Genomic DNA, 18,586 nt, shown 5'->3' with positions numbered 1-18,586 from the left:
CTTAAAGATGCTAGACACGGCTAGAAAAAGATTAACTTTGGTATCTTGCAAGAAAACCAAGCAGTTATTGTATTTTTTCAGTGAGAGTTTAGTTGACTAGTAATAATATCTTAAAAAGATGTACTTTCTAGTTTTTCTTGTCTCTTTACTTTAGATGGCTCGAAGCCAGCTTTTTAATCCTGGAGGTTAAAGGCTTGAGACTGAAGCTACTCCCTCAGGTAGTATGCCTGTTTCATTGGATCAGGTAAAGGTTTTGTTAAGACTTATGAGCGTGAAATTTGGAGAAGTGGGAAAAATAAAAATTACCCTTTCAACAAATTTAAGTGCCTTTGCATAGCCTTTTGCAGAAAAGTCATAGACATGAGAATAATCAGATCAGATTCTTGAATCACCTGATTTTTTCGTGTTAGACGCTTATCAAGTTAGTGCTTTTTAAGCAATTAAATAGCTATGCTCAAGATAGTATCCCAGAATCAGCGAAATTCCAGGACACTACCGAGACCTTAAATGCACCTCGTGTAAACCTCTGATTAACCTTTTATGGTTAATCATATAGTGCAGTTGTGATCTTTTTACTGTCAGGTATTGATCACACAACTGCTATGGCTTCCGTTTGCCCATAATTTACGACTTAATGCAAGGTAGATACAATTATGTCACACAATGTTACTAACGACAAAGCTGTTGACCACAAGGCTGTCGAAAAGCGTCAGGTTTTATTCAAGAGCATGGAAACTAATTTTCAGTCAGGAAATTTTGCTCACAATTAACATCTGGATAAAATACCGGGGGCTGGTGATTGGGATTCGGGAGAATTTACACAGGGATCAACTCACGAAAGCTTTGATCTAAAAAGAATTCCTTTTACAGCAGATTGCAATCGCTCCATTCTCAAATCAGCGTTGTTACCAAGATACTTTTCTGTTTGGTGGGACTATTAGTAAAAACATTGCGATCCTCACATTTATCATAAGCTTTGCGATCGCATATTTCGTAATCTTTACCCAGAAGAGGTTTCGATACTTTTTGGTGGCTAATAATTTGGGCACAGTCCGAAACACATAAATCTAGGTTTTATAAGGCTTTGAGAGATGTGGTCAGGATATCTTGGACTCCAGTACCGCAAAGATTGTCGTCCTAATATTGCAGCGGCTGTATTTGCTGCTGCACCACTACAAGCTCTTAAACCGATTACGACAAATCAGGGGAGGTATTTATAGATTTAAAAAATACCATCAACGCTGGTATTTTCTACTTACAAATTTAATAATGTTTTCTTTTTAGCATTTTATAACCGCATTTAAATCGTGCTATTTTAATACGATTTAAAAACTAATTTAAATCGCTAAAAGTCTTTGTGGGTAAGATTAATATTCAATCTTACCTGATTTTGTTATGCAATACTTGATGGCTATTAAATATTGCATATATATTGAAAAATCAATAAAAGCATATTAGTTTTTAAATCAAAAATTACTCAAAAAAAGATTGACTTTTCGGGAAAACAAACTATAGTAATTATGTAGGCAACAAAACAAGTTGATTACGACAAAAAGACCCAAAAAGATTACAATTCCCAGGAAAAACTCAAATGATTATTTCTGATCTAAACTACTTGGAAAATACTTCTGAAGAAGTTATTGGTGGGTTCAATCGCAGTAGTTCTTCTAATTTCAACGAAACATTAACAGTTAAAAAAACTGTTGAGTCTAACTTAACCGTAAAGGGCAACCTAGCTACTTCTGAAGGCGATGCTCAAGCAATTGGTTCAAACACCGTGACTCAATCGATTCTTGGCGCGTCTACCACTCCGCGTTCTTCTAATTCTGGTGGTTTCGTGTTAGCTGGTACCAATTAGTCGTTAAACTCTACTTACAAAGAGTATTAACTCCTGCAAATAGAGTTAGGCTCGAAAGGCTAGTAGATTCATAAATCGCCGAAGGCTCTTTGCTCATTTGAGCCTTCGGCTTTTAGCTAAAACACATCTTTGAAAAGTATCAAAGCCTCTTTTTAACTAGGTTCTAATGAGAACCACCCAAGACTAAATTAGGCGCACCCATTAAAATAATTCGTAATTCGTAATTTGTAATTAAGTTTTGTGACGAACGCGAGAGCGTCTCTAAGAGTTGAGTGCTGTTGTGGGGACGGTTTGGGTCCACAAAACTTCTCTTGATTTAGCTGAGGCTTCAATTCGCGCTGCTTACAGCACTTTGCAAGTAAATGAAGTACACCCTTCGCTTGCTTGGGGCTATGGTGAATTACCCCCCTTAAAACAATTCGCTTTTTCGCCCATTCGCAATTACGTTTTGCGACGGGGATTTAGCGCAAAGTGCGGTCTTGGGGTCTCCCCAAGAGGAGCAACTTTGCAAGACAGACACCGACCCAAAACGGGCTGCCTGTCTTGCTGGGGACTTAAACCCCCAAAGTTCGTTAATCCCCCCGTTTATTGGGGGAAAAAGAAATCTAGTTCCCTCCCCAATACATACCTACGGTGTACACACAAGTAGAATTACCCCCCTTAATCCCCCCTTGGCAAGGGGGGAAACCGGAAAATCTAGTTCCCTCCCCAATGCATCGGGGAGGGTTAGGGTGGGTTAAAAGCCTGGTTAATCAGCTATTTCCGACTTGTGTGTACACCGTAGCCAATACATACGGGGAGGGTTAGGGTGGGGTATTTTTGTACCTCACCAACTCGCAATCTGCTGTAATAGAAGCAGGGGACTTAAGAGGGTGTTTGAAAAGTATTTTTCGTAACATCAAAGCCTCGGAAACCTAACCCCCCAGCCCCCCTTCCCTACGAGGGAATGGGGGTTTCAAAGCCTCTCTCCTTTGAGGAGAGAGACTTTCTAGATTCGGTGAAAACTCAGAGTGATTTGCAACCGATCGCTAGTTTTATTGTGAGCTATTGTAGATAATTAGGGACTTCTAAGAAATAAATTATCCAATCTTGTGGGGTGGGCAACATGAGCGCCTTTGGCTACTGGGCGCTCGTGTCGCCCACCCCACAATAAATAGTTGGATATTTTTTTATTTGTCAGTCCCTTATCTGTTTTCAATCACAGAATTTTCTGACTTTGGCGATGCCTGCGGCGGGCTACGCCTACGCTGAATTCATTATTGATTAGACAAAAGTTGTAATTACTGAGATAAATAATGTTTTGTATACGCAGTATATAGTTGCATTTCCGGCTGATTATAGATAATTACTCTACTAAACCTATGTATCTAAGTCATTTACCACAGATGCTACAGGTGTAGTTATGGGATTTTGGATGCAATATTTATTACTACTTAAATATAAAGTACTCGAAAATACTCATGACTACTGAGATTAAGATTTGCTAACGTAGTCTTAACATATTGAAAAATTTGCTGATAAAGCTGAGAAAGTAGCAGCCGATACTAATTTTTAGTGTTAGTTCTTTCTCATCTAAAAATGTGGCGTTTTGGTGTGTTAAGAAAATATGTTTTTCTTCAGAGGGGGTTATGGTTGTAAATTTGGCCCGTACTACAGCTTCGGCAGAACTTTTGAAGCAAGTATTTAGTAACATTGATGCACATAGTTGTCCAAGGTTATTCAACTTTCACATGCACACTGTCCACTCGGATGGAAGGTTGCAGCCAAGTGCATTGATCGAGCAGGCGATCGCTATTGGGCTAAAAGGGTTAGCCATCACCGATCATCATGGTATTATCGGCTATCAAGCGGCCCTTGCTTGGTTAGAAGATTGGAAGTGGAATAATCCTGATGCAACCATTCCTCACCTGTGGAGTGGCGTAGAAATCAATGCCAACCTTTTAAATATAGAAGTTCACATTTTGGCTTATGCTTTTGCAACAGAACACCCTAGTATGAAACCCTATCTGCAAAGAAGGGCGAGTACAGGCCAAGAATATCAGGCAAGTAACGTGATTGCCGCTATTCATGAAGCTGGGGGATTGGCAGTTCTGGCTCATCCAGCTCGTTACAAGCGATCGCTTTTCGATTTAATTCCAGCTGCGGCGCAAAAGGGGATCGATGGTGTGGAAACTTTCTACGCTTACAATAACCCTAACCCCTGGAAACCCAGCACCTCGGAATCAGAACAAGTGCAAAAGTTAGCTGATGAATACTTTCTTTTCAATACCTGTGGTACTGACAGCCACGGTTTGAGCCTACTACAACGCTTGTAAAGATGAATCCATTTTTTTAAACTCTCCTGGTTTAATCTGCCAGGAGGTTATTCTATTTAGGATTTTCGATTTTTTAACAAAGAACTATAGTCGATTCTTGGTAGGAATCACAATCATTGAGAAATAGGGTACTTCATCTGGATTAACTTCATCCAGGGGTACGATGCGTTGCTGTGATGTTGATGCCCGCTCAATATATCTTGCCCGTGATGCTAACCCTAATTTATGCAAGATATCTCGTACTTTGGTAAAGTGACGACCTAGTTTCATTATTGCCGCTGCATCGGTCATCAGCAGATGTGTAGTCAGTTCTTCTGCTGGTAATGGCGCTGGTAAGACGGTGAGAATATCAGTGTAGTAGGTGAAAGGTACACCCAAGGCTACCGGACAAGCCATCAGCGAAGAAACTCCAGGGACAACTTCTGTTTCGTACTGGTCGCATAACCGCGTGAACAGGTACATAAATGAGCCATAGAAAAATGGATCGCCCTCGCATAGCACCACAACATCTCGACCGGCTGCTAAATGGTCGGCGATTGGTTGAATTTCCTGGTCATAAATAGACTTTGCTTTTTCTGGTTCTAAAGCGCGGGGGAGGTGAAATAGCACCTCGATTTGATTGCCAGGAAGATACTGCGCGACGATCGCTCTAGCAATACTTTCTTTATCTGTGGCTGATTGATAGGCTACTACAGGAGCCGCACGTAATAACCGCAGCGCTTTGAGGGTCAATAGTTCGGGATCGCCTGGGCCGACACCAATTCCATAGAGACGACCTTTACCTTTGGGTTGCATATTCATTCTTCCTCCGTTGCCAGGGCGTTAACTGCTGCTGCCGCGATCGCACTCCCACCGCGCCGACCGTGTAAGGTTAAAAATGGTACATTTATGCTGTCTGCTGCCAATGCAGCTTTTGATTCTGCTGCACCAACAAACCCCACTGGAAAGCCTAAGATAATCGCAGGTTTGGGCGCTCCTGCATCGAGCATTTCTAGCAGTCTGAACAGGGCGGTGGGCGCATTGCCAATTGCGATTACTGAGCCTTTTAGGTGCGATCGCCATAATTCTAAAGCTGCTGCCGACCTTGTAGTACCCATACTCTGGGCAAGTTCTGGCACTTCTGGCTCGTTGAGGGTACAGATAACTTGATTGTTTGCAGACAACCGCCGTTTGGTAACGCCATCGGCAACCATCCGGCAATCGCACAGAATTGGCGCTCCTGCGGCTAATGCTGCCCTTGCGGATTGTACTGCTGTTGGTGAATATCCCAAGTCAGTGACAATATCCGTCATCCCACAGGCATGAATTAGACGCACAGCAACTTTTGCTACATCCGGTGGCAACACATCTAAGTTCGCTTCTGACCGGATGATTGCAAAGGAATTACGGTAAATTTCGTTGGCATCTCGGATATAGTCGGGCATTAAATTTGGGATTTTAGATTTTGGATTAATTTGTTTGTTAGTATAAATACTTCTTTTTCAATAGAAGAATATCTAATTTAATTAACCGCAGAGGCGCAGAGAACACATCAGAGAAAGGGAGGAATCAATTATCTGTATTTATCTGTGGTTCCATTTTCTCAGTATTTATTAAATAACTGCTGTAATTGTGCTGGTGGATATCGATTAGCAAATTCCCCAAAGGACTCATCAGAATTTAAGCGTTGAATTTTATATACATATAGCATCCGCTCTATTAATGCAGGTAGTTCGGCAAAAGTTACATATTGATATAGTTCGCGTCCGAATTTATGCTTGCTGTCACCAACATAAATGTGATATCCTTCCACAGTTTCATTGTCAGCATTGAAGCTGACACCAAGCAGAGTAATATCACTCTTGCTATGTTGGGCACAAGATTTTTCGCAGCCGCTAAAGTGGATATTAACTGGGTAATCGAGAGTAATGCGAGTTTCAAGATACTCTGCTAATGTCAACGCATGACTTTTGGTATCCGTAGCAGAAGCGGCGCAACCCTTTTTTCCAGAACAGGCAACTAATCCAGTTTTGATGTTGGTTGCAGAGGAATCTAATCCTAAGAAAGCAATTTCACTTTGGACATCAGCAACCCATTGCTGAGGAATATCTGTAAGGAGCAAATTTTGCCAAGGGGTTAGCCTGATTGCACTACCGTATTTCGTTGCTAAATCTGCTAAACCCCGCATCTGTCTACTCTCCAATCGACCAAGGGGCAAGACAACACCAATGTAAAATAAGCCTTGCTGACGTTGGGGATGAATGCCAATATGGTGATATTTTTCCCTCTTGCCTTGCTGGGGGAGTAGGTCTTTTCTTATTTCACTGCATAAAAGGGGGAAAGGTAGACGCTGCTCAACTTCTTGGAGATAATTTTCACAACCCAAAGTATTCAATAACTCTCTCAAACGTAGCCGCCGTTTACTCGGAGTATGACTATAAGCTAGATAGACATCCGCCAAAGCTGCTAAGACAGGCAAACAGTCCTCTGGTGGTAACAAAATTCCCGTATCGCTGGGCGGTTGACCCTTCTCGCCGACACTGAGATAGAGGCAAAAGTAAACATTATCGTTAATTAAGACAGCTGCAAAGGTGATATCATTCAAGCGATCGCCCACCTGAATTATCCCACCACCATCAAAGCAAACGCTAAATTTTGCCGAGAGTCCCGAAAGCGCCGGATGTGCTGTAATATAATCATCCCAACCTTGGACAAAAGGGCGAGTGTCGATTAATTCCTGGGGATCGATACCAGCAGTTGGACTGGTCATAATATTGCGGATTTGGTCTACAAGAGTATTGTCAGAACCCAATCCCATCTTTTGGAGGTACTTCAGAACCTCAGCATTTATCCCCGTGCGGATTTCACGAACTTGCAGGTTGGCTCGATTAGTCACATCTATATAGCCGCCACCATGCTGTTCTGCTATATCTGCGATCGCACGGCATTGCTGACTACTAATAATTCCACCTGGTATTCTAACGCGAGATAATATACCATCTGCGGCGGGAGTAGCATAAAACAAGCCAGGACAAGTGGCAAATCCAGAAACCAAACTTAAAACTCCTTCCCCGTGCAACGCAGGGAGTAGACGGTGAGTGTGTCTTCAGGACATCCTGAGAGTTGGCATTCTGACTTGGGCGATCCCATCACAGCTGCGGCACAGTCCCGGAATTTCACCGGAGTTTCCCAACTTTTAGCTTTAGTAATTTAGACTTTGTTTAGGTTATAGATTTCAACCTAGACATCATCCAGATAATTATCTTACATTAGTATAGCCAGAAATTTTAACTGAACTTATCCACTACCGATCGGAAGATATAGCTCTTGAAGCTAGTCTATAAATTGAATTTAGTCATGGCTCAGGCAGGAATGCTTGAGCCTTTTTGCTGCAAAACTTGCTTTAGAAAAAGTTAGCCGGTCTAAGTTGAGGTTTTTTCGGACTCATGCTTTTTGGAATTTTGAATTGCTTACACAGGCTGTGGTTTGAGTAAATCTGTGTTGGTAACAAATTCACTGAATGTACTTGCAACCTGCTGCGGTAATGCAATCGCCGGAGTTTGTAACGGCAACCTGGGAAATAATAATTCTGCGACTCGATAGGCTTCTTCGAGATGGGGATACCCTGAGAAAACGAAGGTATCAATTCATAAATCGGTATATTCTAACATTCGCGCTGCAACTGTCTCTGGATCTCCGACTAAGGCAGTCCCAGCGCCCCCACGCACTAAGCCAACACCTGCCCATAAGTTGGGGCTAATTTCTAAGTTTTGGCGTTCGCGTAGCGTGCCGGAGGCAACCTCGCCATTGTGCAGTTGGGCCATGCGGCGTTGCCCTTCTGATTCAGACTGAGTAAATCGCTGATGTGCAGCTGCTATGGTTTCATCATCCACATACTGAATCAGTTCATTAGCTGCATCCCAAGCTTTTTGCGTAGTTTCGCGGACTATGACGTGCATCCGAATCCCAAAGCGGACTGTTCTACCTTGTTCTGCTGCTAATCGGCGTACCTTTGTAATCTTTTGAGCAACTCGATTTGGTGGTTCACCCCAAGTTAAATACACATCAATGTGTTTGGCAGCAACTTGGAGAGCGGCATCTGAAGAACCACCAAAATATAAGGTGGGGTAAGGCTTTTGTACGGGAGAAAATTGGAGTTTTGCGCCTTGAACTTGCAAGTGGCGACCACTATAGCTTACTTCTTCACCTTGCATGAGCGATCGCCAAATTGTCAAAAACTCATCCGTGAGATCATAACGCTGATCGTGATCTAAGAAAATCCCATCTTTAGCAAGTTCTTTTGTGTCGCCACCAGTGACAACATTCAGAATAATTCGACCGTTAGAAATCTGGTCAAAAGTCGCAGCCATCCTGACTGCCAAAGAAGGCGACATAATTGCTGGACGAAAGGCTACAAGAAACCGCAAGCGTTCTGTAACTGAAATTAACGAAGTAGCTACAATCCAAGTATCTTGTTTTTGTCCAGTACCAATCAACATCCCACCATAGCCCAATTTATCAACAGCCTGAGCTATTTGCTGCATATAGGGATAAGTGGCTGGTCGCCTGCCGATTGTAGTACCTAAATAACGCTCATCTCCCTGTGTCGGCAAATACCAAAAAACTTCCATTTTCCTATCTCCTGGCGCTATTTCTGGCTAATGGTTTATGGTGTGATAGCTGCATATTGTTCGCTAGTCAGCATCGCTTCCTTGATATTAATAGGTTTAAAAATAACTTTTTCTTTGGCAAACAAATCTGCAATCTTATGTTGATTTTCCATGATTTCTGGCGTAATTGGTCTTAACCCGTAAGTTCGCCTTTCAACCATTGTTGTTAAAATATCTTCATCAATTTTCAGGTGAGGAATAGTCAGTTTTACAACTTCTGATCGGTTTTTCTCACTCCATTGACCTGTGTTATCTATCTCCTCAAGAACTAATCGCACTAATTTCGGATTTTCTGTGGCAAATTTTCGCGCAGCCATATAATCTCCGTTAGGGACTTTAACTCGATCTGTACGAATTTCTGTGTTTGTCATCTTAGGATTAGCCTGTAATTGCTTTCATGACGCGATGTTTTATGGTAATTTTTGTACAATATTACTTAAAACATATCTATTTGCCGTAGTTTAAAGAGTAGTATTTCACAAACAATGTGCAAAGGCAAGTCTTTTGATTTAGAGATGTAGATGAATATAAGACCATATCAAGAATCTGATGCTGAATTAGTCAGCGCTTTGTGGGATGAGGTGTTTCCTAATAACCCGTCGCACAGCAGCCCAAAATTGGTAATCAGTCAGAAGCTTGCTGTACAGCCTGAGTTGTTTTTCGTTACTGAGATTAACTTTGTAATTGTAGGCACTATCATGGCAGGATATGACGGGCATCGCGGTTGGCTATACACAGTTGCGGTCAGTCCTCAGTATCAACCGCAGGGTATTGGTAGCAAGCTAGTGCAGCACGCAGAGAAGGAATTGATAGCGATGGGATGCCTCAAAATCAATCTCCAAGTTCGTGTCTCCAACGCAGAAGCAGTTGAGTTTTATAAAAAACTTGGCTATCTCGTAGAAGAACGCATCAGTATGGGAAAGCTTGTCGTATAGATGTTTGGTGAGTCGGAACAGAAAAACTTTACAAATACGCCAGTATTAGGGCAAAAAGTGATTATAGCAGTACCAAATTTAACCCAAATTAGGAGAAAAATTTATGAAGCTTAATGCAGTTCATCATATTCAAGTAACCTATCCTTTTGAAGTGGAGGAAGCAATGCTATCTTTCTACAGCGAAGTTTTGGGACTGACTGAAATTGCCAGACCTGATATCATCAAAAATGATTCAGGAGCGTGGTACAAGTTGGGAGACATTGAACTGCACGTTAGTAGAGAGAAAAACGCCAATAACCAAGCATCTAGACGGCATTTTTGTTTCCAAGTTGATAACTTGAACGCCTTTGAAGAACACCTAAAAGAGCATGGGATAGAAATTATTCCCGATCAACGACCACTTCCAGGATGCGTGCGGTTTTTCCTCCGAGATCCCGGCGGGAATCGTATAGAGATTGCAGAGTTCGTTTTGTCAACAAATATCAATTAATTATCAATAAGCAATCAATTTTGTAGCCTGAAACCCTTACTGTGGAAACAATCGACACCAGTCAACGAAGTTTTGCGGTTTTCAATGTTTTGGCGAGTGGTGTCGATGAGTTCAATACACTTCAAAAAAGGGCATAGCAGTTTACCTGTGCTTGTCAAGATTTTGTCAATCTGACTCCTGAATTCTGATTTCTGAATTCTTCTTCAAATCAACAATTTTCTCCTGATGTTTCACACGCACCAACACTCACCCAAGTGCTAGAACCATCTTCCCAATGTTCTTTCTTCCAAATGGGTGCTTCATGTTTGAGTGTATCAATAGCATATTGGCAAGCTTCAAACGCCTCACTCCGATGAGGAGAACCCACAGCTACTAAAACGCTGATTTCCCCAACTTGCAAACGTCCAACGCGATGATAAATCGCAACTCGATTCACATCAGACATAGATAAGCGAATATCAGCAGCAATTTGATAAAATATCCGCAATGCCATCGGTTCATAAGCTTGATACTCTAGAGCAATCACAGGTTTACCATCGGTTTGATTGCGAACCATACCACTCATCACAACCACAGCACCATTGGCTGGATCGTCAGATTTAGCATAGATTTCTTCCAGAGATAACGGCGCAAAGGTAATGGCAAAACTATCTTCGGCTCTTGGTTTAACAGCAGAGGTAAGTGTGGTTGTCATAACTGCGTTGATATTATATAGGCTTTTTCTATTGTCTCTGAAGAAAGCGTTACTAGTATTATGTTTAGTGTTGCCGATTATTGCTGTAAATCGACTGGCAACAAGTGAACAAGTACCGATCGATAAGACTGCTGAGTATACAGCCTTTTTACCTAAACCTTATACAACGCAAGAATTATTGAAAACCCTGTATGCAGTTATTAATCATTAATCTGCATTATCTAGACGATCGCAGTCATATCTACCTTTAATCTCTTGATTGAAAAAGCTGCCAATTGAGTCAGAGGAATGTAAATCTTCCCAAGTATCCTCGTCTACGCCTAAGTACTGATAAACCGCTCCACTTTGAAACTCAACTTGCAAAATCTGTTCGTTGTGATCGTAGCCTACAGCCATAGCCATTGATGAGACAACTGGTAGCATGACAATTGGTTCTTCTTCAAAGGGTAATGCAGTCGTTTCGGCGATCGCCTCGTTCAGTTCTTGCAATCCTTCATAAGCTTGTATCGGGGCCGGAATTTCCAAAAACTCTAGTTCGTTACCTCGGTCGAGCAACAACTGCAAATATCCATCAGAGTGAGCGATCGCTACTAAACTGCTCAAGTCTACCTTAGATAGCTTCATTTATTTTGTACTCTCCTATTGGCGTAGTCGGGAGTGGTAAAGTTTTATGCAACATTTAAGCGCTTTTATAGTACAAATATACTACAAAAGCGCTTTGCCGTCAAGTTTTTTCTCCCAAGCGAGAATTTTAGGTGCGTAGAGACGCTTTAGCAAAGCAGTACGAAGTGTTTTTCTCTAACATCCTGGGAAATACTTACGATTCAGCTTGGGTAAATGGGCGTGTTTGAGTCATCTGTTGCAGCAATCTCTGCTTTTTTAGGGGAACTCAAAAGGCGAATTGAAAAATTGCATAAATGTTCAACTCGCCTCAGTTCAGTACTTGAAAATTTCAACTAATCTTTTCTATATCTAGGCTTAACAAGTCTTTATTGCTCTTTGTGTCACTCAATTAGCTCACCCTTTTGGGTGAGTCATAGATCAACCGATCAGATGACCTGATTGAAGGAAGCTGAGATTAATAATAAAGAGGATTCTATTACTAAGGAACACTGATCGCATTTTACCTAAATATAACTTATGAAACTTGCTACCTTAATAAATACTGCACTGATTTTTGCTTCTATTACTCTTGTACCTGGAATTGGTGGCGCTCAAACAGCTACTATCAACAACAGTGAAACAATAGCTGTTAACTCTAATAATTTATCTACTAACTCGACTTCTGCGAATTACCTCCAGCCTTCAAATCTAGTTGCTTTTGCTTATCAAGGAGGTCTGCAACAACATGGTATTCCTAGCGGAGAAGCGCTAATACTTAAAACTCAAAATAGAAATATTCTTGCGAAAGATTTGGTTAAAGCTGCTGTGAATGCAGATAAGTTACCATCACAAGTTTTAAACGATCAAAATTATCTAAGTGCTGTGAATTTACAACTCAACGTATTGCCAGATTATGCTGCTGCTGATTAATTTGGTTTGTTTTATATCTTTTGAGAAAGCTAAGTTTTTCAGCACGATATATTCGTGTGATTGTTAGCAAAGAGAAATAAAAGCCTTTTATACATCGGGATGCTGCGTATATAATAAAGTTTGATATTGAAAAAGAATTTCTCGATTTTGACATAAGTTGCATTTATCCTGTGCTCAAGCCACAGAAAATTGTATAATCGACAGCTTATCAATCAAAAATTTCTATAGAGAATGACAGAAGTAATAAGATCCGGGGGACTAAATAATATTGAGTCCATTGAGTTTGAAGAGCGGTGTTTAGAAAAAGCCAGAGAAACAGGCGATCGCAATCGGGAAGTCATTTCTTTGGGAAGTTTGGGCAATGCTTATCAGTCACTCGGCGAGTACCACCTAGCAATTGAGTTTTATCAACAGTGGTTAGATATAGCTAGAGAAATAGGCGATCGCTTAGAAGAAGCCAAATCTTTATCTGGATTGGGTAACGCTTACCAATCACTAGGCAAATACCAGCGAGCGATTGAATTTTATCACCAGTGGTTGAGTATTACCAGGAAAATAGGCGATCGCACTGGGGAAGGCATAAGCTTGGGAAGTTTGGGCAATACTTATGAATACCTGGGTAAGTACGAGCAAGCGATAGAGTTTTACCAACAATGGTTGAGTCTAACCAAGAAAACAGGCGATTGGACTGGGGAAGGTCTTTGCCTGGGAAGTTTGGGCAATACTTATGAATCATTGGGATCTTACCAACTAGCAATTGAATTTTACCAACAATGGTTAGGGCTGGCAAAATTCATCAGCGATCGCAATGGTCAAAGTATGGCCTTAAGTGGATTGGGCGGTGCTTATAAGGCTTTAGGAAAGTATCAAAGGGCGTTTGAGTTTTATCAGCGTTCATTAGAGATCAGAAGGAATCTTGATGACCGAAATCAGGAAGCAAACGCCTGGTTTAATTTGGGTTTAGTGTTAGAAAAAATCAATCGAGAATCAGAAGCGATGAATGCCTTTTGCAATGCTCGTGAAATTTATCATGCAATGGGACTTGATGCCAGCCTGCAAGATTGTAACCATGCCATTGAGTTTCTTTCTCAAAATGTTGCAACTTTCGCATCTGCCTTCTGGTTTAGGAAATGGTTAAGTCATTTGTCGCAGTCGATCAAAAATGTTTATAAATGAAGAGTGCTGAGTTGCGAGTTAAAAGACCCTTTTAATTCACTCAGGATTCACCACCATACTTATTGAATACTGCAACTGAGTTATTGCGATCGAAGGAAAGCACAGAAAACGCGTCTTTTCGATTCCCCATCTCCATCCCAGGTGTGCCTACAGGCATTTGAGGAACAGATAAACCAACAACATTTGGCTTTTCTTGAAGCAGACGTTTGATGTCGTCTGCTGGGACGTGTCCTTCGATGACATATCCATTAACAATTGCTGTGTGGCAAGATGACAAGTTATCCGGCACGTTGTACTTTTGTTTAACTGTTTCGATGTCAGGCGTAGAAAAATCTGTGATTTTAAAACCCTGTGCCTTTAAGTGAGCAATCCACCCGCCACAACAGTTACAATCGGGACTGCGATACACAGTGGCATTTAGCACTGTTGATTTTGATGGTGTTTGTTGCTCCTCGATGTGCCTAGTGGTACTTAACAGTTGAGCTTTACCTGCAATAGAAGTGGGAAAAATAGCTTGAGCATGACTCACAGGAGCAGTACTTCCCAAAATGCTCAACACCCCTAATGTTAGAACCACTATTTGCACAGTAGCAGGCATCCAGATGGGAAGTAACCATTTTTGCCAGCAATAAATTAATTGTTTGTGCAACATCTGATACTTCCTCAATACAACACTGCTTTCAAAACACTCTACGCTTACGTTGCGTCCCTCAGCGTTTAAAATACTACGATTTTACATACAAAGAGATATGAATAAAATTAAATATGCGTTATCCAGAATCTTTGTAGAGACGTAGCACTGCTACGTCTCTACATTCATTTTCACTCATATCTCTAAAAATGTACTTTTTTCGTGAAAACAAATGGAGCGATGTCTACGACGGGCTACGCCTACGCTTTTTTTGAGGCGATCGTCCCATGATTCATATTTTGATTCAGGAATGTCTGCCATTTAGATTTATTTCCCCATCTCCTTCCCTACAAGTTTGCTGTTTTGTGAATAGTCTGTATAGCCACTTTTGTCACCTTGTCCCCGTGTCCCCAAGCCTCCCCTGCTCCCCTGCTCCTCTGCTCCTCTGCTCCCTCATCTCCCCAGTCCCCAATCTCACGTTTGCACTTGGCTTTGGGGTGGAAAGCCATGCTGAATTCTGCCTTCATCGGCATCAAATTGCTTGGAACTTTTGAAGAGTTCAAAAGAAATATTGGTTGAGAGTGACTGTTCTGTGCATACACAACTTTTAGGCATAGTCAGGTTAAATTTGTGCTTATTTCTTTAGACATAAATTTTAGAAATTTTGCACTAAATTCAAACTGTCTCTATAACTTTAGGGTGATAAAGTCATAATTTGGCAGACATACTACAGGGTCGTTGATTATTTGGAACGAAAATTGATTATCAAACCTGATGACGCGAAAAACTCAGAAAATACCATAGATTAAGCTAAACCACATCTAGTTTGCATATTTAAGATTTATATAACTCTTGTGGGGTTTGCATCTTGCCCGCCTTAATTATGCAATTTAAATGTGGAACAACTTACCTACGATATTTGCTAACTCACTCTGCCGATCTTGGACTGGGAATGCTTATTTTGGGGTTGCCGCCTCCCTGACTGACGGCAGTAGCGCAATCAGGAACATTTCTAGCCAGAGTCTAGAAACGAGTTTTTAAAGAGGTTTTAGCTTAAATTTTGTAGTTTTATTTATTTTCGCCGACTTAATTTACTGAGAAAGTATTCAAGCATTTTAAGAAAGTCAAATGTCATTATTACTTTCGGAAAACACCAAAATGAATAAGTCAAATGACATTTTGAGAAAGCATTTAAGTATTTTGATAAAGTAATTAGGCTTTTTGATAAAGTAATCAGCAAATATACTTGACGATTAAAAATCACGGCTGCACATAGCTTGTCTCCTGTTCGCCTTTGGCGTTCCGTAGAGAAGGGTACAAAGCCGACGCTCAGATATTCTGCAACTGTAAAATTTTATAATATGACACAGCAATAGCGATCGCTCTGGTATTGCTAAATTAACAAAGTAAATGTGGTAAGCAAGAGTCTCTATTTTTACTTTGAAGTACTCTTCTTATTCATAGCACGCTATGCATATTGGCAAATTTTGTATTTACAACAATCCAAACCGGAATTATCACTAATTGGATTGTATAAGATACTTGTGATAATTTAAGCATTAACTAACCACAATTAGAGGTGTAAGAATGGCGAGTACATCCAACGTCCAGATTACCATCGCCTTGCAAGAGCCTGATTTAGATGACGATGAACTGCAAGACGAAACGCAGAGACTATTGCAACAGATGCTGCAACTGGATGAAGTGGAAGATGCTAGTCTTTTCCGTGAAGCAGAAGCGCCAGCAGGAAGTAAGTCACTTACAGGACTGGCTGTGGGTTGGCTAACAGCCCAGGTGAATGCCAAGAATATTAAAGCACTGATGGGATTTTTAGGCGATCGCCTTGGGAACAAAACTATTGAACTAGAAATTGAAGCCAATGGCAAAAAATTGAAAGTGAAAGCCAGCAGTCGGCAAGAGTTAGAAGCAGCAATTGAGGCAGCACAGAAATTTGTAGCAGGATAGAATATTTCAAATGGTTAAGGTGGCGTTGCTGATTGGGGTGAGTGAATATGAGCCTGGGTTAAACCCGCTACCTGCTGCGGTAAAAGATGTTGAAGCGATGCAGCAAGTGCTATTACACCCAGAAATGGGCGGCTTTACTGAAACAGATATTATGGTGCTAAAAAATCCCCAGCGCCAAGATATGGAAGAAGCTATCGAAAATCTATTTGTCCATCGTCAAAAAGATGATCTGTTAGTTCTCTTTTTCTCTGGTCATGGCATTAAGGATGACACTGGCAGACTGTTCTTAGCAACCCGCACCACACGCAAAACTCCCAGAGGAGATTTAATTCGCTCATCGGCAGTAGCAGCCAGTGTTGTACATGAAAGCATGAGCCGCAGCCGTTCTAAACGGCAAGTGGTGATTCTCGACAGTTGCTTTAGTGGTGCTTTTGCTGAGGGTTTATCAGCCAAAGATGACGGGAGTGTAAATATCCGTGAGCAATTAGGAGGAGAGGGGCGAGCTGTTCTGACTTCATCCAGTTCAACTCAATATTCTTTTGAACAACAGGGATCAGACCTCTCAATTTATACCCGTTATTTGATTGAAGGAATCACAACTGGGGCGGCAGACCTAGATGAAGATGGCGTTGTCTCAATTGACGAGTTGCATGAGTATGCCAGCAGAAAAGTTAGAGAAATACAGCCGACGATGAAGCCAGAAATCTACACAAGTAGAGAAGGCTTTAAGATTCGACTTACAAAAGTTCCGCAAGGCGATCCTAAACAGAAGTATCGCAAAGAAGTGGCACGATACAGTAACCGTGGCGATGTTTCTTTTGTGGGTCGCAAGATTTTGGATGCGCTCAGAAGCCGCTTGGGATTATCCGAAATAGAAGCAACTGCAATTGAAGATGAGATGTTAGCAGTTGCTCGTCAGGAATTTAGACAAAAGTTACAGCAATACGAGCGGGACTTTACTGAAGCACTTCAGCAGACAGTAGCCCTAAGTGAAGATGATCTTAATGCACTAAGACAGAATCTTCAGCAAATTTTGGGGCTGAGGAATGAGGATACAATGCCAATTGAGGCGCAGGTTAAAGCAAGAATTGAAGCATATAAGCGACACCTTCAACACTACAGACAGTCGTTAGCTAAAGCAATGCGACAAGAGTATCCCCTAAGTCAACCTACTCGCCATCAATTGCAACAGATGCAGCAGGAATGGCAACTTAAGGATGAGGATTTAACTGCAATTGAAAACAGCTTGACAGCAGATATGGAGGCATATCGACAAAAGTTACAGCAGTTTGAGCAGGCATTTATCAGAGCAGTGCAGCAGGAATATCCTTTGAGCCAAACAAACCATAACCAACTGTGGCAACAGCAGCAACTTTTAGGTCTAAAAGCTGAAGATATTCACCCAATTACAGCCCGAATTACAACAGAAAGAGAGGCATATCAACAAAAATTGCAGCAGTATGAACAAGTAATAACTCAAGCAATTGAGCATCAGTTCCCGTTCACAGAAGAGATTCGTGAAGAGTTAAGGCGATATCAGCACGTTTTGGAAATTAGGGATGAAGAAGTAGCACGAATTGAACAAAAAGTTGTTCGACAAAGAGAGACAAATAAACCTCAAATTCGGCAATCAAATACTTATGAACCACCAGTAGCCCAATCATATTCAATTAATATAGATGCCGATACGTTTTTGGAAGAGGTAAAAGCAGATGAATTCCCGACTCAGTTTTTATCAAGGCGAGTAACTCAGGTAATTCCAGAAACTAAGCCAGTCAAAACTTCTAAATTACCCTTATATTGGATAGTTCCATTAATATTTGTGCTAGCAGCAGGTTTTTTAGGATTGTTCGTCAAGCAACTACGATCGCCATTAGTGGCCTCTCCAATTTTTTCTAATCCATTACAAACTCAAAACCCTGCCAACCCTGCCATTGAAGCGACACCTACACCGCGATCGCTGGCTAATCTTTCTCTTGGTTGGGTAATTAAAACCAATAATGACATCTCCTTGGGAAACAACCAATCACTTCCTCGTGGGACTTTTTTAGAAGTTATTGAGAAAAAATCAAATCCAAATCCTGCTTCTGGGAGTTTTTTGATGTCTATGCGAGTCTGTGCCAATAAAACTACACAAACTCCAGCTAATCCTAATAACCCAGCTGTAACTCCCTCAGTTCCACCAAATTCAAAACCTTTGCCAGCAACAGTATTGCTAAACTCCTCCCAAGTCAACCGTTTTGGCGTTGTTTTACAATCAGACGTACCAAATCCATGTAGAACTGTGACGCAACCGCCACCGCCAGTTACCGAACCATCTGACACCAGTCCAACTTAATC

20 protein-coding genes and 1 riboswitch are annotated in these 18,586 nt (G+C 41.3%); of the genes, 9 read left to right on the top strand and 11 right to left on the bottom strand.

Features of this window, described 5'->3' with window-relative positions:
* The first annotated feature begins 1,591 nt into the window (after window positions 1–1,591).
* Window positions 1,592–1,858: a hypothetical protein gene (locus tag NLP_RS11975; protein ID WP_104906598.1), complete on the top strand. Its 267-nt coding sequence runs from the start codon at window positions 1,592–1,594 to the stop codon at window positions 1,856–1,858.
* Between the two features lie 163 nt (window positions 1,859–2,021).
* Here NLP_RS11975 and NLP_RS33060 read toward each other — a convergent pair whose 3' ends face one another.
* Window positions 2,022–2,159, bottom strand: a complete 138-nt coding sequence (locus tag NLP_RS33060; protein ID WP_158680351.1) for a hypothetical protein — start codon at window positions 2,157–2,159, stop codon at window positions 2,022–2,024.
* 1,327 nt (window positions 2,160–3,486) lie between these two features.
* On the opposite strand from NLP_RS33060, the gene NLP_RS11970 reads away from it, so the two are divergent.
* The gene (locus tag NLP_RS11970) at window positions 3,487–4,173 is read left to right on the top strand and encodes a PHP domain-containing protein (protein WP_104906597.1); all 687 of its coding nucleotides are present in this window, start codon (window positions 3,487–3,489) and stop codon (window positions 4,171–4,173) included.
* A gap of 84 nt (window positions 4,174–4,257) precedes the next feature.
* Here NLP_RS11970 and NLP_RS11965 read toward each other — a convergent pair whose 3' ends face one another.
* The 5 genes from NLP_RS11965 to NLP_RS11945 form a co-directional block, all read right to left on the bottom strand.
* On the bottom strand, window positions 4,258–4,968 hold the full coding sequence (locus NLP_RS11965; RefSeq protein ID WP_104909852.1) for a precorrin-2 C(20)-methyltransferase: 711 nt from the start codon (window positions 4,966–4,968) through the stop codon (window positions 4,258–4,260).
* A 2-nt stretch (window positions 4,969–4,970) separates the two neighbouring features.
* Window positions 4,971–5,597 (bottom strand): precorrin-8X methylmutase, encoded by a 627-nt coding sequence (locus tag NLP_RS11960; RefSeq protein ID WP_104906596.1) that lies wholly within the window; start codon window positions 5,595–5,597, stop codon window positions 4,971–4,973.
* Window positions 5,598–5,755: 158 nt separating this feature from the next.
* Entirely contained in the window at window positions 5,756–7,207 is a 1,452-nt protein-coding gene (gene cobG / locus NLP_RS11955) for a precorrin-3B synthase (protein ID WP_104906595.1), read from the bottom strand.
* Window positions 7,208–7,268: 61 nt separating this feature from the next.
* Window positions 7,269–7,358, bottom strand: a riboswitch (adenosylcobalamin-variant (AdoCbl-variant) riboswitch).
* Window positions 7,359–7,799: 441 nt separating this feature from the next.
* Window positions 7,800–8,783 (bottom strand): alkanesulfonate monooxygenase, encoded by a 984-nt coding sequence (gene ssuD, locus NLP_RS11950; protein ID WP_442946649.1) that lies wholly within the window; start codon window positions 8,781–8,783, stop codon window positions 7,800–7,802.
* 35 nt (window positions 8,784–8,818) lie between these two features.
* Window positions 8,819–9,193 carry a hypothetical protein gene (locus NLP_RS11945; RefSeq protein WP_234017287.1) on the bottom strand — a complete coding sequence of 125 codons (375 nt, stop codon included), beginning with the start codon at window positions 9,191–9,193 and terminating at the stop codon, window positions 8,819–8,821.
* A 150-nt stretch (window positions 9,194–9,343) separates the two neighbouring features.
* Here NLP_RS11945 and NLP_RS11940 point away from each other — a divergent pair, with 150 nt between their 5' ends.
* On the top strand, window positions 9,344–9,757 hold the full coding sequence (locus NLP_RS11940) for a GNAT family acetyltransferase (protein WP_104906594.1): 414 nt from the start codon (window positions 9,344–9,346) through the stop codon (window positions 9,755–9,757).
* A 103-nt stretch (window positions 9,758–9,860) separates the two neighbouring features.
* The gene (locus tag NLP_RS11935; protein ID WP_104906593.1) at window positions 9,861–10,247 is read left to right on the top strand and encodes a VOC family protein; all 387 of its coding nucleotides are present in this window, start codon (window positions 9,861–9,863) and stop codon (window positions 10,245–10,247) included.
* A gap of 208 nt (window positions 10,248–10,455) precedes the next feature.
* Here the strand turns inward: NLP_RS11935 and NLP_RS11930 are convergent, their stop codons facing one another.
* On the bottom strand, window positions 10,456–10,941 hold the full coding sequence (locus tag NLP_RS11930) for a molybdenum cofactor biosynthesis protein MoaE (protein ID WP_104906592.1): 486 nt from the start codon (window positions 10,939–10,941) through the stop codon (window positions 10,456–10,458).
* A 31-nt stretch (window positions 10,942–10,972) separates the two neighbouring features.
* On the opposite strand from NLP_RS11930, the gene NLP_RS33055 reads away from it, so the two are divergent.
* The gene (locus tag NLP_RS33055) at window positions 10,973–11,152 is read left to right on the top strand and encodes a hypothetical protein (RefSeq protein WP_158680350.1); all 180 of its coding nucleotides are present in this window, start codon (window positions 10,973–10,975) and stop codon (window positions 11,150–11,152) included.
* Here NLP_RS33055 and NLP_RS11925 read toward each other — a convergent pair.
* A complete protein-coding gene (locus NLP_RS11925; RefSeq protein ID WP_104906591.1) occupies window positions 11,149–11,565 on the bottom strand; it encodes a KTSC domain-containing protein in 417 nt (138 codons plus the stop codon). The two genes, NLP_RS33055 and NLP_RS11925, sit on opposite strands and share 4 nt — an antisense overlap.
* Window positions 11,566–12,081: 516 nt before the next feature.
* On the opposite strand from NLP_RS11925, the gene NLP_RS11920 reads away from it, so the two are divergent.
* Both NLP_RS11920 and NLP_RS11915 read left to right on the top strand, forming a co-directional pair.
* Window positions 12,082–12,474 (top strand): hypothetical protein, encoded by a 393-nt coding sequence (locus NLP_RS11920; RefSeq protein ID WP_104906590.1) that lies wholly within the window; start codon window positions 12,082–12,084, stop codon window positions 12,472–12,474.
* Between the two features lie 231 nt (window positions 12,475–12,705).
* Window positions 12,706–13,650 carry a tetratricopeptide repeat protein gene (locus tag NLP_RS11915; RefSeq protein WP_104906589.1) on the top strand — a complete coding sequence of 315 codons (945 nt, stop codon included), beginning with the start codon at window positions 12,706–12,708 and terminating at the stop codon, window positions 13,648–13,650.
* A 40-nt stretch (window positions 13,651–13,690) separates the two neighbouring features.
* Here NLP_RS11915 and NLP_RS11910 read toward each other — a convergent pair whose 3' ends face one another.
* From NLP_RS11910 to NLP_RS33050, 3 genes are all read right to left on the bottom strand, one after another.
* Entirely contained in the window at window positions 13,691–14,302 is a 612-nt protein-coding gene (locus NLP_RS11910) for a DUF411 domain-containing protein (protein ID WP_104906588.1), read from the bottom strand.
* Window positions 14,303–14,476: 174 nt separating this feature from the next.
* Window positions 14,477–14,602 (bottom strand): hypothetical protein, encoded by a 126-nt coding sequence (locus NLP_RS35515; RefSeq protein WP_267894915.1) that lies wholly within the window; start codon window positions 14,600–14,602, stop codon window positions 14,477–14,479.
* 26 nt (window positions 14,603–14,628) lie between these two features.
* On the bottom strand, window positions 14,629–14,844 hold the full coding sequence (locus tag NLP_RS33050; RefSeq protein WP_158680349.1) for a hypothetical protein: 216 nt from the start codon (window positions 14,842–14,844) through the stop codon (window positions 14,629–14,631).
* 1,024 nt (window positions 14,845–15,868) lie between these two features.
* Here NLP_RS33050 and NLP_RS11905 point away from each other — a divergent pair.
* Window positions 15,869–16,246 (top strand): hypothetical protein, encoded by a 378-nt coding sequence (locus NLP_RS11905; protein WP_094350598.1) that lies wholly within the window; start codon window positions 15,869–15,871, stop codon window positions 16,244–16,246.
* A gap of 10 nt (window positions 16,247–16,256) precedes the next feature.
* Window positions 16,257–18,584: a caspase family protein gene (locus tag NLP_RS34850; protein WP_234017286.1), complete on the top strand. Its 2,328-nt coding sequence runs from the start codon at window positions 16,257–16,259 to the stop codon at window positions 18,582–18,584.
* Window positions 18,585–18,586: the final 2 nt, after the last annotated feature.

Source organism: Nostoc sp. 'Lobaria pulmonaria (5183) cyanobiont' (assembly GCF_002949795.1).
Classification (GTDB): domain Bacteria; phylum Cyanobacteriota; class Cyanobacteriia; order Cyanobacteriales; family Nostocaceae; genus Nostoc.
Note: the sequence above shows the minus strand (reverse complement) of the source record. Positions and strands in the feature narration are given on the sequence as shown.

Coding starts and splice junctions, on each gene's coding strand:
- NLP_RS11975 (WP_104906598.1), top strand. CDS start 1,592: ATGATTATTTCTGATCTAAACTACTTGGAAAATACTTCTGAAGAAGTT.
- NLP_RS11970 (WP_104906597.1), top strand. CDS start 3,487: ATGGTTGTAAATTTGGCCCGTACTACAGCTTCGGCAGAACTTTTGAAG.
- NLP_RS11965 (WP_104909852.1), bottom strand. CDS start 4,968: ATGCAACCCAAAGGTAAAGGTCGTCTCTATGGAATTGGTGTCGGCCCA.
- NLP_RS11960 (WP_104906596.1), bottom strand. CDS start 5,597: ATGCCCGACTATATCCGAGATGCCAACGAAATTTACCGTAATTCCTTT.
- ssuD (WP_442946649.1), bottom strand. CDS start 8,783: ATGGAAGTTTTTTGGTATTTGCCGACACAGGGAGATGAGCGTTATTTA.
- NLP_RS11945 (WP_234017287.1), bottom strand. CDS start 9,193: ATGACAAACACAGAAATTCGTACAGATCGAGTTAAAGTCCCTAACGGA.
- NLP_RS11940 (WP_104906594.1), top strand. CDS start 9,344: ATGAATATAAGACCATATCAAGAATCTGATGCTGAATTAGTCAGCGCT.
- NLP_RS11935 (WP_104906593.1), top strand. CDS start 9,861: ATGAAGCTTAATGCAGTTCATCATATTCAAGTAACCTATCCTTTTGAA.
- NLP_RS11930 (WP_104906592.1), bottom strand. CDS start 10,941: ATGACAACCACACTTACCTCTGCTGTTAAACCAAGAGCCGAAGATAGT.
- NLP_RS11925 (WP_104906591.1), bottom strand. CDS start 11,565: ATGAAGCTATCTAAGGTAGACTTGAGCAGTTTAGTAGCGATCGCTCAC.
- NLP_RS11920 (WP_104906590.1), top strand. CDS start 12,082: ATGAAACTTGCTACCTTAATAAATACTGCACTGATTTTTGCTTCTATT.
- NLP_RS11915 (WP_104906589.1), top strand. CDS start 12,706: ATGACAGAAGTAATAAGATCCGGGGGACTAAATAATATTGAGTCCATT.
- NLP_RS11910 (WP_104906588.1), bottom strand. CDS start 14,302: ATGTTGCACAAACAATTAATTTATTGCTGGCAAAAATGGTTACTTCCC.
- NLP_RS35515 (WP_267894915.1), bottom strand. CDS start 14,602: ATGGCAGACATTCCTGAATCAAAATATGAATCATGGGACGATCGCCTC.
- NLP_RS11905 (WP_094350598.1), top strand. CDS start 15,869: ATGGCGAGTACATCCAACGTCCAGATTACCATCGCCTTGCAAGAGCCT.
- NLP_RS34850 (WP_234017286.1), top strand. CDS start 16,257: ATGGTTAAGGTGGCGTTGCTGATTGGGGTGAGTGAATATGAGCCTGGG.